At 52.6% G+C, this 14,235-nt stretch carries 14 protein-coding genes; 10 read left to right on the forward strand and 4 right to left on the reverse strand.

Annotation, left to right across the window (positions count from 1 at the left end; translation table 11 throughout):
- Positions 1 to 131 precede the first annotated feature (131 nt).
- The 5 genes from ubiI to OGX66_RS15215 all read left to right on the forward strand — a co-directional run bounded on the left by ubiI (position 132) and on the right by OGX66_RS15215 (position 7,106).
- Positions 132 to 1,334, forward strand: a complete 1,203-nt coding sequence (ubiI, locus tag OGX66_RS15195; RefSeq protein WP_286511767.1) for an FAD-dependent 2-octaprenylphenol hydroxylase — start codon at positions 132 to 134, stop codon at positions 1,332 to 1,334.
- Positions 1,335 to 1,786: 452 nt separating this feature from the next.
- Positions 1,787 to 2,881: a glycine cleavage system aminomethyltransferase GcvT gene (gcvT, locus tag OGX66_RS15200; protein ID WP_061549188.1), complete on the forward strand. Its 1,095-nt coding sequence runs from the start codon at positions 1,787 to 1,789 to the stop codon at positions 2,879 to 2,881.
- Positions 2,882 to 2,906: 25 nt separating this feature from the next.
- Positions 2,907 to 3,296 carry a glycine cleavage system protein GcvH gene (gcvH, locus tag OGX66_RS15205; protein WP_003026965.1) on the forward strand — a complete coding sequence of 130 codons (390 nt, stop codon included), beginning with the start codon at positions 2,907 to 2,909 and terminating at the stop codon, positions 3,294 to 3,296.
- Between the two features lie 131 nt (positions 3,297 to 3,427).
- Positions 3,428 to 6,301, forward strand: a complete 2,874-nt coding sequence (gene gcvP, locus OGX66_RS15210) for an aminomethyl-transferring glycine dehydrogenase (RefSeq protein WP_044713822.1) — start codon at positions 3,428 to 3,430, stop codon at positions 6,299 to 6,301.
- 61 nt (positions 6,302 to 6,362) lie between these two features.
- Complete coding sequence (locus OGX66_RS15215; protein WP_071687456.1) at positions 6,363 to 7,106, forward strand: SDR family oxidoreductase; 744 nt, start codon at positions 6,363 to 6,365, stop codon at positions 7,104 to 7,106.
- Positions 7,107 to 7,199: 93 nt separating this feature from the next.
- On the opposite strand, the gene bglA is transcribed toward OGX66_RS15215, so the two are convergent.
- A complete protein-coding gene (gene bglA / locus OGX66_RS15220) occupies positions 7,200 to 8,633 on the reverse strand; it encodes a 6-phospho-beta-glucosidase BglA (protein WP_088903082.1) in 1,434 nt (477 codons plus the stop codon).
- Positions 8,634 to 8,753: 120 nt separating this feature from the next.
- On the reverse strand, positions 8,754 to 9,482 hold the full coding sequence (locus OGX66_RS15225; protein WP_060855085.1) for a MurR/RpiR family transcriptional regulator: 729 nt from the start codon (positions 9,480 to 9,482) through the stop codon (positions 8,754 to 8,756).
- Between the two features lie 52 nt (positions 9,483 to 9,534).
- Here OGX66_RS15225 and yqfB point away from each other — a divergent pair, with 52 nt between their 5' ends.
- Together yqfB and trhA are read left to right on the forward strand one after the other, a co-directional pair.
- Positions 9,535 to 9,846 (forward strand): N(4)-acetylcytidine aminohydrolase, encoded by a 312-nt coding sequence (yqfB, locus tag OGX66_RS15230; RefSeq protein WP_044700802.1) that lies wholly within the window; start codon positions 9,535 to 9,537, stop codon positions 9,844 to 9,846.
- A 162-nt stretch (positions 9,847 to 10,008) separates the two neighbouring features.
- Positions 10,009 to 10,668, forward strand: coding sequence for a PAQR family membrane homeostasis protein TrhA (gene trhA / locus OGX66_RS15235; protein ID WP_003838267.1), 660 nt, complete (start codon positions 10,009 to 10,011; stop codon positions 10,666 to 10,668).
- Positions 10,669 to 10,761: 93 nt separating this feature from the next.
- Here the strand turns inward: trhA and ygfZ are convergent, their stop codons facing one another.
- The gene (ygfZ, locus tag OGX66_RS15240; RefSeq protein WP_088903083.1) at positions 10,762 to 11,742 is read right to left on the reverse strand and encodes a tRNA-modifying protein YgfZ; all 981 of its coding nucleotides are present in this window, start codon (positions 11,740 to 11,742) and stop codon (positions 10,762 to 10,764) included.
- Between the two features lie 256 nt (positions 11,743 to 11,998).
- On the opposite strand from ygfZ, the gene sdhE reads away from it, so the two are divergent.
- Positions 11,999 to 12,265: an FAD assembly factor SdhE gene (gene sdhE / locus OGX66_RS15245; RefSeq protein WP_003026938.1), complete on the forward strand. Its 267-nt coding sequence runs from the start codon at positions 11,999 to 12,001 to the stop codon at positions 12,263 to 12,265.
- The gene (locus tag OGX66_RS15250; protein ID WP_003026936.1) at positions 12,246 to 12,653 is read left to right on the forward strand and encodes a protein YgfX; all 408 of its coding nucleotides are present in this window, start codon (positions 12,246 to 12,248) and stop codon (positions 12,651 to 12,653) included. The genes sdhE and OGX66_RS15250 overlap by 20 nt, the downstream gene beginning before the upstream one ends.
- 44 nt (positions 12,654 to 12,697) lie before the next feature.
- On the opposite strand, the gene fldB is transcribed toward OGX66_RS15250, so the two are convergent.
- Positions 12,698 to 13,219 (reverse strand): flavodoxin FldB, encoded by a 522-nt coding sequence (fldB, locus tag OGX66_RS15255; RefSeq protein ID WP_003026933.1) that lies wholly within the window; start codon positions 13,217 to 13,219, stop codon positions 12,698 to 12,700.
- A 113-nt stretch (positions 13,220 to 13,332) separates the two neighbouring features.
- On the opposite strand from fldB, the gene xerD reads away from it, so the two are divergent.
- The gene (gene xerD / locus OGX66_RS15260) at positions 13,333 to 14,229 is read left to right on the forward strand and encodes a site-specific tyrosine recombinase XerD (RefSeq protein ID WP_088903084.1); all 897 of its coding nucleotides are present in this window, start codon (positions 13,333 to 13,335) and stop codon (positions 14,227 to 14,229) included.
- Positions 14,230 to 14,235: the final 6 nt, after the last annotated feature.

Genomic DNA, 14,235 nt, shown 5'->3' on the forward strand with positions numbered 1-14,235 from the left:
TGTAGGCCGAATTAAAGAAGTAGGCCTGATAAGCGCAGCGCCATCAGGCAATGTCGCGGAATTGATGCCGGATGGCGGCTTTGCCTTATCCGGCCTACGGTTTTTGATTGTCCTATTTTCAGGAGCAAACAGTGCAAAGTGTTGATGTAGCAATTGTTGGTGGCGGCATGGTAGGACTGGCGGTTGCCTGCGGCTTACAGGGCAGCGGGTTGCGCGTTGCTGTATTAGAACAACATATTCCGCAGCCGTTGGCGGCGGATGCACCTCCTCAGCTTCGTGTTTCGGCCATTAATGCCGCCAGCGAAAAACTGCTTACCCGTCTTGGCGTCTGGTCCGACATTGTTGCCCGTCGCGCTTGCTGCTACCACGGCATGGAAGTCTGGGACAAAGACAGCTTTGGGCGTATTGCGTTTGATGACCAGAGGATGGGCTACAGCCATTTGGGGCACATTGTCGAAAACTCAGAGATTCATTATGCGCTGTGGCAAAAGGCGCAGCGTTCAGCGGATATTACGCTGATGGCACCTGCTGAATTACAGCAGGTGGCCTGGGGTGAGAACGAAGCATTTCTGACCCTGAAAGATGGCGCAATGCTGACGGCCCGCCTGGTCGTTGGTGCTGATGGTGCTAACTCCTGGCTGCGCAACAAAGCGGATATTCCGCTCACCTTCTGGGATTATCGTCATCAAGCGCTGGTGGCGACTATCCGTACGCAGGAAGCGCACGGTGCGGTTGCGCGTCAGGCGTTTCACGGCGAGGGGATCCTGGCATTCCTGCCGCTCAGCGATCCACACCTGTGTTCTATCGTCTGGTCGCTCTCGCCGCAGGAAGCAGAACGTATGCAGCAGGCAAGCGTTGACGAGTTTAATCAGGCGCTGAATATCGCTTTTGATAATCGTCTGGGGCTGTGCAGCCTTGAAAGCGAACGTCAGGCGTTTCCGCTGACGGGACGTTATGCCCGTCAGTTCGCCGCCCATCGTCTGGCGCTGGTGGGGGATGCGGCGCATACCATCCACCCGCTGGCGGGTCAGGGGGTTAACCTTGGCTTTATGGATGCGGCGGAGCTGATCGATGAACTTAAGCGGCTACAACGTCAGGGTAAAGATATTGGGCAGTATCTCTATTTACGCCGCTACGAGCGCAGCCGTAAGCACAGCACAGCGCTGATGCTGGCAGGGATGCAGGGTTTCCGTGAACTGTTTGCAGGCGAGAATCCGGCGAAAAAACTGCTACGCGATATTGGGCTGAAACTGGCCGATACCCTCCCGGGCGTAAAACCACAACTCATCCGTCAGGCGATGGGACTGAACGATCTTCCCGAGTGGTTACGTTAGTGTCCGTAAGGACAATCTTAAGAGTTTGAGACCCGTCACACTTTCCTCTCCCGGCCTGCGCGCCGGGGTGCTTCTCTCATTTGAAATAATCTAATTCCACGCCTTTTTTCGCATTAGTTTTTTTAATATCACGTTTTTTTCATAACGCCATTTTTGACATTTTTTCCACATTTAATGTGGATTGGTGCTGTAAGTTTGCGCTTATCTCTGTTTGTTATTCTAATTTATTACTACATACATGGAGTTTTATTCTGTTGGCGATCTGGCTGTTTTTCGCCATAAGCTAATGTGATGGTTAATTTTGACTTATGGTTTAGCGTCTGTTTCGGTGGTAAGTTCAGGACAAAGAGAACGTTTGCGTCGTAGCCCCTGGAGCGGCTGCGGTGCTGGGTTTCGTGGCGATAATTTCACCGCGAAAGAGTTGATAGCCCCGCTTATTCAACGAGGAAAAGATGGCTCAACAGACTCCTTTGTACGAACAACACACGCTATGTGGCGCGCGCATGGTCGATTTCCATGGCTGGATGATGCCACTGCATTACGGTTCTCAGCTCGATGAACACCATGCTGTTCGCACCGATGCCGGAATGTTTGATGTGTCGCATATGACCATCGTCGACCTGCGCGGTAGCCGCACCCGGGAGTTCTTGCGTTATCTGCTGGCAAACGACGTCGCAAAGCTAACGAAGACGGGTAAAGCCCTCTACTCCGGTATGCTTAACGCTTCGGGCGGCGTGATAGATGACCTGATTGTCTACTACTTCACTGAAGATTTCTTCCGCCTCGTTGTAAACTCCGCCACCCGCGAAAAAGACCTCTCCTGGATTACCCAACACGCTGAAGCATACGCTATCGACATCACCGTTCGTGATGATCTGTCGCTGATTGCGGTACAGGGTCCAAACGCACAGGAAAAAGCAGCTACGTTGTTTACTGACGAGCAGCGTCAGGCGGTAGCAGGCATGAAGCCGTTCTTCGGCGTTCAGGCGGGCGACTTGTTTATCGCAACCACCGGTTATACCGGCGAAGCAGGTTATGAAATTGCCATGCCGAATGAAAAAGCGGCAGATTTCTGGCGTGCGCTGGTACAAGCAGGTGTCAAACCTTGCGGTCTCGGCGCACGTGACACGCTGCGTCTGGAAGCGGGCATGAACCTGTACGGTCAGGAGATGGACGAAGGCATTTCTCCGCTGGCGGCCAACATGGGCTGGACCATCGCATGGGAACCGGCTGACCGCGACTTTATCGGTCGTGAAGCGTTGGAAATGCAGCGTGAAAAAGGCCACGAACAACTGGTCGGGCTGGTGATGACCGAGAAAGGCGTGCTGCGTAATGAACTGCCGGTGCGCTTCACCGATGCTTCCGGCAACCAGCAGGAAGGCATTATCACCAGCGGGACATTCTCCCCAACTCTTGGTTACAGCATCGCGTTGGCGCGTGTCCCTGCGGGTATCGGCGAAACTGCGATCGTGCAGATCCGTAACCGCGAAATGCCGGTAAAAGTGACTAAACCTGTTTTTGTGCGTAACGGCAAAGCCGTCGCGTAATTCATCCTTTTTTGGAGATTGATTGATGAGCAACGTACCTGCAGAACTGAAATACAGCAAAGAACACGAATGGCTGCGCAAAGAAGCTGACGGCTCTTACACCGTTGGTATCACCGAACACGCTCAGGAGCTGTTAGGTGACATGGTTTTCGTTGACCTGCCAGAAGTTGGCGCAACCGTCAGCGCGGGCGATGATTGTGCCGTTGCGGAGTCCGTAAAAGCGGCATCCGATATCTATGCGCCAGTAGGTGGTGAGATTGTGGCGGTTAACGACGCGCTTAGCGACTCCCCGGAACTGGTCAACAGCGAGCCGTATGCGGGCGGCTGGATTTTCAAAATCAAAGCCAGCGATGAAAGCGAAATTGAATCGCTGCTGGATGCGACCGCATATGAAGCATTGTTAGAAGACGAGTAAATACGCTTTTGCCGGATGGCGCTGCGCTTATCCGGCCTACAAAGCATGCGTAGACCCGGTAAGCGCTAGCGCTGCCGGGCTCGTAGACAGAGACAATCACGATTCACTGCACGTTTCAGGAACCATCGCCCATGACACAGACGTTAAGCCAGCTTGAAAACAGCGGCGCTTTCATTGAACGCCACATCGGACCGGACGCCGCACAGCAGCAAGAGATGCTGAATGCGGTTGGCGCCGAGTCGTTAAACGCGCTGATCGGTCAGATTGTGCCGAAAGACATTCAGCTCGCAACCCCGCCGCAGGTGGGCGAGGCGGCGACCGAATACGCTGCGCTGGCTGAATTAAAAGCCATCGCTGGGCGTAACAAGCGCTTCACGTCCTACATTGGCATGGGCTACACCGCCGTGCAGTTGCCACCGGTTATCCTGCGCAACATGCTGGAAAACCCGGGCTGGTACACTGCGTATACGCCGTATCAGCCAGAAGTTTCTCAGGGGCGCCTGGAAGCGCTGCTCAACTTCCAGCAGGTGACGCTGGATCTGACCGGTCTGGACATGGCCTCCGCCTCTCTGCTGGATGAAGCCACCGCGGCGGCTGAAGCGATGGCGATGGCAAAACGCGTCAGTAAACTGAAAAACGCCAACCGTTTCTTTGTGGCCGCTGATGTTCATCCGCAAACGCTGGATGTTGTGCGTACTCGTGCACAAACCTTTGGTTTTGACGTCATTGTTGATGACGCGGCGAAAGCACTGGATCACCAGGATGTGTTTGGCGTGCTGTTGCAGCAGGTTGGCACCACCGGTGAAGTGCATGACTACAGCAAACTGATTACCGAGCTGAAATCCCGTAAAGTTGTGGTCAGTGTCGCTGCCGACTTTATGGCGCTGGTACTGCTGACTGCTCCGGGCAAACAGGGCGCGGATATCGTTTTCGGTTCTGCACAACGCTTCGGCGTACCGATGGGTTACGGTGGCCCACACGCGGCATTCTTCGCCGCGAAAGACGAATTCAAACGCTCCATGCCAGGCCGTATTATCGGCGTCTCCAAAGATGCGGCGGGCAATACAGCACTGCGCATGGCGATGCAGACTCGTGAGCAGCATATCCGCCGCGAGAAAGCGAACTCCAACATTTGTACCTCGCAGGTCCTGCTGGCCAACATCGCCAGTCTGTATGCTGTTTATCATGGTCCGGTTGGCCTGAAACGCATTGCTAATCGCATCCACCGCCTGACTGATATCCTGGCAGCCGGTCTGCAACAGAAAGGATTGAAGCTGCGTCATGCGCACTACTTCGACACCCTGTGCGTTGAAGTAGCCGATAAGGCCGCAGTGCTGGCGCGTGCCGAAGCGGCAGAAATCAACCTGCGTAGCGATATCCATAACGCGGTAGGTATTACGCTCGATGAAACCACCACCCGTGAAAACGTGGTGCAGTTGTTCAATGTACTGCTGGGCGACAGTCACGCTCTGAACATCGATACGCTGGATAAAGACGTGGCGCTCGACAGCCGTTCTATTCAGGAAAGCATGCTGCGTGACGATGCGATCCTCAGCCACCCGGTGTTCAACCGCTATCACAGCGAAACCGAGATGATGCGCTACATGCACTCACTGGAGCGTAAAGATCTGGCGCTGAATCAGGCAATGATCCCGCTGGGTTCCTGCACCATGAAGCTCAACGCCGCTGCCGAGATGATCCCTATCACCTGGCCTGAATTCGCTGAGCTGCATCCTTTCTGCCCGCCAGAGCAGGCTGAAGGTTATCACCAGATGATCGGCCAGCTTTCCGAGTGGTTGGTTAAACTGACCGGTTATGATGCCGTCTGCATGCAGCCGAACTCCGGTGCGCAGGGCGAGTATGCGGGTCTGCTGGCGATTCGTCATTATCACGAAAGCCGTAACGAAGGTCATCGCGATATCTGTCTGATCCCGGCTTCTGCCCACGGTACCAACCCGGCGTCTGCACAGATGGCGGGTATGCAGGTAGTGGTTGTCGCCTGTGATAAGAACGGCAACATCGACCTGGACGATCTGCGAGCAAAAGCAGAACAACATGCCGACAACCTTTCTTGCATCATGGTGACCTACCCATCCACCCACGGCGTTTATGAAGAAACGATCCGTGAAGTGTGCGACGTTGTGCACCAGTTCGGCGGCCAGGTTTACCTGGATGGCGCGAACATGAACGCTCAGGTTGGGATCACCACGCCGGGCTTTATTGGCGCAGATGTCTCGCACCTCAACCTGCATAAAACATTCTGCATTCCGCACGGCGGCGGCGGCCCAGGTATGGGACCGATCGGCGTGAAATCACATCTGGCGCCGTTTGTACCGGGCCACAGCGTAGTGCAGATTGAAGGGATGCTGACCCGTCAGGGCGCAGTTTCTGCGGCGCCGTTCGGTAGCGCATCCATTCTGCCAATCAGCTGGATGTACATCCGTATGATGGGCGCAGAAGGTCTGAAGCAGGCAAGCCAGGTGGCGATTCTTAACGCTAACTACATTGCCAGCCGTCTGAAAGATGCTTATCCGGTATTGTATACCGGTCGCGATGGTCGCGTGGCGCATGAATGTATTCTCGACATTCGCCCACTGAAAGAAGAGACCGGCATCAGCGAACTGGATATTGCCAAGCGCCTAATCGATTACGGTTTCCATGCGCCGACTATGTCATTCCCGGTCGCGGGTACCCTGATGGTTGAACCGACTGAATCTGAAAGCAAAGTGGAACTGGATCGCTTTATCAATGCGATGCTGGCAATCCGCGCTGAGATCGATCGCGTGAAAGCCGGTGAATGGTCACTGGAAGATAACCCGCTGGTTAACTCACCGCACACGCAAAACGAGCTGGTCGCGGAGTGGAATCACGGTTACAGCCGCGAAATCGCCGTCTTCCCGGCGGGTGTGGCGAACAAATACTGGCCAACCGTGAAACGCCTTGATGACGTTTACGGTGACCGTAACCTGTTCTGCTCCTGCGTACCGATGAGCGAATATCAGTAATCTGCTGATTCAACTATCTTTTAAAGGCGCTTCGGCGCCTTTATTTTTTGGGAGAAACGTTATGGCTATAGCATTGGTGACGGGCGGCAGTCGTGGCATTGGTCGAGCAACCGCGCTGCAACTGGCGCAAGAGGGTTACACGGTCGCCGTGAATTTTCATCACAATATTCGTGCGGCAACCGAGGTGGTGAACAACATCGTCGCTGCAGGCGGTAAAGCATTTGCTTTGCGTGCGGATATCAGTGATGAAAGCCAGGTGGTGGCAATGTTTGAGTCTATTGACCGTGAAGGCGAGCAACTGACTGCCCTGGTGAATAATGCCGGGATCTTGTTTGAGCAAAGCACGGTCGAAAACTTAACCGCCGAACGAATTAATCGCGTACTGGCAACCAACGTTACCGGCTATTTTCTGTGCTGTCGGGAAGCGGTAAAGCGCATGTCGTTCAAGCACGGCGGTCAGGGTGGATCGATTGTAAATGTCTCTTCGGCGGCATCGCGGCTTGGTGCGCCATTCGAATATGTTGATTACGCGGCCTCGAAAGGCGCTGTGGACACGCTCACCACCGGCCTGGCGCTGGAGGTTGCGGCGCAAGGGATCCGCGTAAACTGCGTGCGACCAGGTCTTATCTACACTGAAATGCACGCATCAGGCGGCGAGCCGGGAAGAGTCGATCGCGTGAAATCTATGTTGCCTATGCAGCGTGGCGGGCAGCCGGAAGAAGTCGCGCAGGCAATTACCTGGCTGTTGAGCGAGAAGGCATCTTACGTAACGGGCAGTTTTCTGGAACTGGCAGGCGGGAAGTAGGGATTTAATTGCCGGATAGCGCAGCGTTTATCCAGCCTACGGGAGTATAACCTGTAGGCTGGATAAGGCGTTTACGCCGCCATCCGGCAAAAATTACAGATTCTCGCCGTTGCTGGCAATCACCTCTTTGTACCAGTCAAAACTCTTCTTTCGTGAACGCGACATATCGCCGGTGCCGTCGTCATGTTTGTTCACGTAGATAAAGCCGTAACGTTTGCTGTACTGACCGGTGGTAAACGATACGCAGTCGATGCAGCCCCATGGCGTGTAGCCCATCAGGTCTACGCCATCATAGGTCACCGCTTTCATCATTTCTTCGATGTGGGCGCGCAGATAGTCGATGCGATAGTCGTCGTTGATGCTGCCGTCTTCTTCTACTTTGTCATAAGCGCCAAACCCGTTTTCAACGATAAACAGCGGCTTCTGGTAGCGTTCATACAGCTCACATAAGGCATAGCGTAGACCGACGGGGTCAATCTGCCAGCCCCAGTCGGAGGCTTTTACGTGCGGGTTCGGTACGCTGCCCTCAAAACCAGAAATGGCATCGCCGCTGCCGCCTTCCGCTTTTACCGCGTTGGTCATGTAGTAACTGAATCCGAGATAGTCACAGGTGCCTTCACGCAGGATTTGCTCATCGCCGGCTTCTATTTGGATGTTGAATTCGCGGCGTTCCCACTCGTTCAGTACATATGATGGATAGTAGCCGCGCAGCTGAACGTCAGTGAAAACGTAGCGCTCACGCATCGATTCCTGCGCGAACATCACATCTTCAGGCTTACAGGAGAACGGGTACAGTGGCACCATTGCCAGCATGCAGCCGACTTTCATTTCCGGGTTGATGCGACGTGCCGCCTTTACCGCCAGCGCGCTGGCCACGAACTGGTGGTGCAGCACCTGGTACATAGTCTCTTCCGGGTTTTTATGCTCGGTATACACCACGCCGGAGCAGCAATAACCAAACAGCGGTGCGCGCCAGTTACGCTGGTTGTTGATCTCATTGAAGGTCATCCAGTATTTGACCTTGTGCTTATAGCGCTCAAAAACGACTTCAGCAAAACGGACAAAGAAATCGACGACTTTACGATTGGTCCAGCTACCGTACTGTTGAACCAGGTGCAGCGGCATTTCAAAGTGGGAAAGGGTGATGACTGGTTCAATGTTGTACTTCAGCAGTTCATCGAACATGTCGTCGTAGAACTTTAGCCCTTCTTCATTCGGTTGGGTTTCGTCCCCTTTGGGGAAGATACGGGTCCAGGCGATTGAGGTACGGAAGCATTTGAATCCCATCTCGGCAAACAGCTTGATGTCTTCTTTGTAATGACTGTAAAAATCGACAGCTTCGTGGTTGGGGTAGTACTTACCGGACTCAACTTCCTGAGTGATTTCTCGCGGAACGCCGTGTGCCCCTCCGGTCAGTACGTCGCAAATGCTGGGGCCTTTGCCACCTTTGTTCCAGCCGCCTTCAACCTGGTGCGCCGCAACCGCGCCGCCCCATAAAAAATCTTTTGGTAAGGTAAGTTTTTTCATCTGCGCTCAGTCTCAAATTAATACAATCTGATTTTGAGTCTAACAAAGGAAAGATAAATGTCACGATATAACAAAATAGCGTAAATGTGATTTGTTACATCAAAAAAACAGATTGTTTTTTTACGCCATTCTTTTCGCCAGCTTGCGACCGAGTGATTCCAGAATATAAATAACGGGGATCTGCGTGGTTATATCGTATACCCCGGCAATACGTGTTTGTGGAACATGCCAGGAGAGGTTAAAGTCGGCGAGTTTCGCCAGGCGAGAGTGTTCATGGCTGGTGACCGACAGAACCTTACAGTTGTGCAGACTGAACTGGCTGGCAAAGCGCAGGATCTCTTCTGTTTCACCAGATACGGAAAGCACGATCGCCAGCGCGTTTCTGGCCATGTCGTTAGTGACCGGGAAATAAGGATCGTCAATGTGATTACTGAATTTACCGACGTTTGAGAAAAAACGTGCGCCATATTTTGCCAGCGCTCCAGACGTTCCCGCTCCGACGAATATAATACGTTCGGACGATAATATAATATCAACAGCCTGATCGAGCAGTTTATCGAATTCGTCGTTATTGACGCCTTTAAAGAAACTGATAATTTCGCTGGCACCGAAATTAGCCTGTTGCGGTTCATTCTGCTCTAAATATAATTTGAAGCGCACGCGAAATTCTGAGTAACCCTCACATTTAAGCTTGCGGCAAAAGCGCAGTACGGTGGTAGTGGAAACACCCACTGCATCGGCCAGTTCGCGAATGGTCATGTACATGACTTTGTCACGGTTTTTGATGACATAGTTGTAGACCAGCATCTCAAGATTGTTGAGACTGGCGATGGCAGCGTGGGAGAACATACTCACAATGGCAAAACTCACTCATCAGACTTCATCTACAGGGAATAATAACATGCAGCCAAATGACATCACTTTTTTTCAGCGTTTCCAGGATGACATTCTGGCCGGACGCAAGACCATCACCATTCGTGACGAGTCCGAATCACACTTCAAAGCCGGGGACATTTTACGGGTTGGGCGCTTCGAAGATGACGGTTACTTCTGCACGATTGAGGTTGTTGGCACCTCAACCGTCACGCTGGCTACGCTAACGGATAAACATGCCCAGCAGGAAAACATGACGCTTGAAGAACTTAAACATGTGATTGCCGAGATTTACCCGAATCAGACGCAATTTTATGTGATTGATTTTAAATGTCTTTGATTTAAAGAAACATCTGTTAGTTGAAAAACTACTTACAATACAATGATTTTAAAGGATTAATATTAATGTGATATTTATTTTAGCTAACAGGTGTTCACTGGAACCATTCTCAGTTACGCTAGAGGCGCAATAACGAAAGTGTTCGTTTCTGGGGAGTAACTTATGGTTCAGAAGCCATTAATCGCGCAGGGATATTCGTTGGCAGAGGAAATAGCCAATAGCATCAGTCACGGTATCGGGCTGGTGTTTGGGATTGTCGGACTGGTGTTATTACTGGTCCAGGCAGTAGATACCAACGCCAGCGCTATGGCCATTACCAGCTATAGCCTGTACGGCGGCAGCATGATCCTGCTGTTCCTCGCCTCAACCTTGTATCACGCGATCCCCCATCAGAGAGCGAAAATCTGGCTGAAAAAATTTGACCACTGTGCGATTTATCTGCTGATTGCCGGGACCTACACGCCATTCCTGCTGGTGGGGCTTGATTCGCCGCTGGCACGTGGACTGATGATTGTTATCTGGAGCCTGGCGCTGATCGGTATTTTATTCAAACTGACCATTGCGCACCGATTTAAGGTTCTGTCGCTGGTAACCTACCTGACAATGGGCTGGCTATCGCTGATTGTGGTGTATCAACTGGCGGTTAAGTTGGCAGCGGGAGGCGTGACGTTGCTGGCTGTTGGCGGTGTGGTGTATTCCCTGGGCGTTATTTTCTACGTCTGTAAGCGCATTCCTTACAACCATGCGATCTGGCACGGCTTTGTGCTGGGCGGCAGCGTTTGCCACTTCCTGGCGATCTATCTCTACGTTGGTCAGGCGTAATCATTGACGCCGGATGGAGGCTAGCGCCTTATCCGGCCTACAAAACAAAAGCCAGCATGCCTGATAGACGCATCGCAATCAGGCATTATTCATTTACTCTTCCAGCGAATACGGCAGCGGTACGATTTGCAGCGTTTTTGCGTCGTCACGAACGCGGAACACGCTGTCGGCCTCCATGTCGTTATTCATCACAACCTGCACCATTACCTGACCATCGGCCAGTTTTACTGCGGCAAGTACGGTACCGGTACGACGCCAGTTCTCGCCCATTTTTAATTCAAGGTCTTCGCCAGCTTCCGGTACTCGACCGGCGGCACCCGCCAAAGTCCACATGGCGCGTTTATTGGCTCCGCGGAATTTTGCACGAGCAACCATTTCCTGACCGGTGTAGCAGCCTTTTTTAAAGCTGATCCCGCCCAGAGCCTGCAGATTGGTAGCCTGTGGAATAAACTGTGCACTGTTGGCTGTATCAATAACGGGGATACCCGCTTCGATATCCAGCGCCAGCCACTGCTGGCTGTTATTTAACTCTGCTTCGCCACGCAGCTTTTCAACCAAGGTTTCTGCTGTGGTGGCATCAACGATCAGCAGAAAACGTTCAGCAGGGTGTTCGAACCACAATATCGTGGAGGCACCTTCGGTAATGACCTGCTTATCACTGTTCGGTAATTCGTTAAAGAGATTGGCCAGCGCTGCACGTGCCTGGAATCCCGCTACGCCCAGCAGGACACGCTCGTCATCCGGGGCAATCGCCACCTTCGAGAAGACCGCGTATTTTTTCAGCTCGGTGAGCTGCGCATCACGCAGGCTACGGCGCTCAAGCCATGCAAAACCGTCACCCTGTCGGAACAGACGCAGGTTGCTCCACATTTTACCTTTGGCGTCACAATGTGCAGCTAACAGGTGCTGATGCTCGGTCATCTGGCTGACATCCGCTGTGACCTGACCCTGAATATACTTCTCACTGTCGACACCGGTGATGGTGGCGAGCGCCCAGTCATCGAGCGTCATTAGCGTCAGAGGCAAACGCGTTGACGCGAAAGGCTGGCGAGGAGGAAAAGATGTAAAAGCCATAATAATGTCCTGATTTGCTTAACGCAGTGATAATGACTAATGGTAAAAGAGCTATGGCCCATTGCAAGCGGTTTAAACAGGCTATTTGTGCCATATATTGCGCTTTGCGAGGAAACATCAAAAAATGGTGAATCCTTTGGCTTAATAAGGTTTTATTTAGCGAGCGAGCTTCAGTTTACTGATATTCCCGTAAAAGAGCGGGAAAAACACGTTACAATAGCGGGATACTTCGTTTTCGCGAGACAGGGAGAAGAACATGGATATTAACAACAAAGCACGTATTCATTGGGCATGCCGCCGCGGTATGCGCGAGCTGGACATCTCGATCATGCCGTTTTTCGAACATGAATATGACAGCTTAAGTGACGAAGAAAAACGTATCTTTATCCGTCTGCTAGAATGTGATGATCCAGATTTATTTAACTGGTTGATGAATCATGGGAAACCAGCTGATGCTGAGCTGGAGCAGATGGTGCGACTTATCCAGACACGGAATCGGGAACGTGGTCCAGTGGCAATCTGATTTACGCGTATCATGGCGCGCGCAGTGGCTTTCACTGCTAATTCATGGGCTGGTCGCGGTGTTTATTTTATTGATGCCCTGGCCATTGAGCTACACCCCATTATGGCTGGTTTTGCTCTCTCTGGTGGTATTCGATAGCGTTCGCAGTCAGCGTCGAATCAACGCCTGTCAGGGTGAGATTCGGCTGTTGATGGATGGACGTCTGCGCTGGCAAGGGCAAGAGTGGTCTATCGTTAGCGCCCCCTGGATGGTTAAAACAGGCATGATGCTGCGTTTGCGCTCTGATGCCGGAAAACGTCAACATTTGTGGCTGGCGGCAGACAGTATGGATGATGCAGAGTGGCGGGATTTACGGCGGTTGATGCTGCAAAAGGCGAAGCAGAAGTAGTACTGACGGTAAGGTTGCGACCTTAGCCGTCAGTCGGCAGAAATTCAGGACCAGTGCTCGGCCATTTCGCCAAGAATTTGCTCGCACCAGGCCTGAATGCGTTCATCGCTGAGATCGTACTGGTTCGTTTCATCCAGCGCCAAACCAACAAACAGCTGCCCATCGGCAATGACGGGTTTATCGCTGGTGAATTCGTAGCCTTCGGTGGGCCAGTAGCCGACAAACTTTACACCTTTGGTGATCAGTTTATCGTGCAACATACCCAGCGCATCCAGGAACCATTCACCGTATCCCAACTGATCGCCCATACCGTAAAGCGCGACAATCTTTCCTTCCAGGTTGAGGTCGTCCAGTTGCTCCCAGACCGCTTCCCAGTCCTCCTGAATTTCACCGAAATCCCAGGTTGGGATGCCCAAAATGAGCACGTCATACTGCTCCATTAGGGTCGGGGAATCGTCTTTGAGGTTGTGCAGTGTCACCAGTTCGGGACCCAGGATATCGCGGATTTTTTCTGCTGCCATTTCGGTGTAGCAGGTGCTGGAACCGTAAAAAAGACCCATGTTCATGACGTAAACATCTCAATTCTGCTGTAGCGTTGCGGGTAGTGTAACAGAATCGCCGCAATCCCGGCACAATGAGGCATAATGCATCAAAAATGAGAGTGGAATAAGGGGCGCGAGTGGAACAGGATCTGGCGCGCATCGAGCAGTTTCTTGATGCCCTGTGGCTGGAACGAAATCTGGCGGAAAACACATTAAGTGCGTATCGTCGCGATCTGACCATGCTTGTGGAATGGTTACATCACCGTGGCGCTTCGCTTGCGACCGCGCAAAGTGATGATCTGCAAGCCTTGCTGGCTGAGCGGATGGATGGAGGGTATAAAGCCACCAGTTCTGCACGTTTGCTCAGTGCGACGCGACGTTTTTTTCAGCATATGTTCCGCGAAAAATATCGCGAAGATGACCCCAGCGCCTCGCTTGCATCACCTAAACTTCCGCAGCGTCTGCCCAAAGATCTCAGCGAAGCGCAGGTAGAACGACTGCTGCAGGCGCCGCTTATCGATCAACCGCTGGAGCTACGCGACAAAGCCATGCTGGAAGTGTTGTATGCAACGGGCCTGCGCGTGTCTGAACTGGTAGGACTGACGATGAGTGACGTCAGCCTGCGTCAGGGCGTGGTACGGGTGATCGGTAAAGGTAACAAAGAGCGCCTTGTCCCGTTGGGTGAGGAGGCAGTGTACTGGCTGGAAACATACCTGGAACATGGGCGTCCATGGTTGCTCAACGGCGTATCGATTGATGTGCTGTTTCCTAGTCAGCGGGCGCAACAGATGACCCGTCAGACCTTCTGGCATCGTATCAAACACTATGCTGTGTTGGCGGGAATCGACAGCGAAAAGCTGTCACCGCACGTCCTGCGGCACGCATTTGCCACGCATCTGCTCAACCATGGCGCAGATCTGCGCGTGGTGCAGATGCTACTGGGGCATAGCGATCTCTCGACAACGCAAATTTATACTCATGTCGCAACGGAGCGCTTGCGGCAACTACATCAACAGCATCACCCGCGAGCGTGAGTGCTG

The sequence above is a fragment of the Citrobacter sp. Cf072 genome (assembly GCF_030334485.1).
Taxonomy (GTDB): Bacteria; Pseudomonadota; Gammaproteobacteria; order Enterobacterales; family Enterobacteriaceae; genus Citrobacter; species Citrobacter freundii.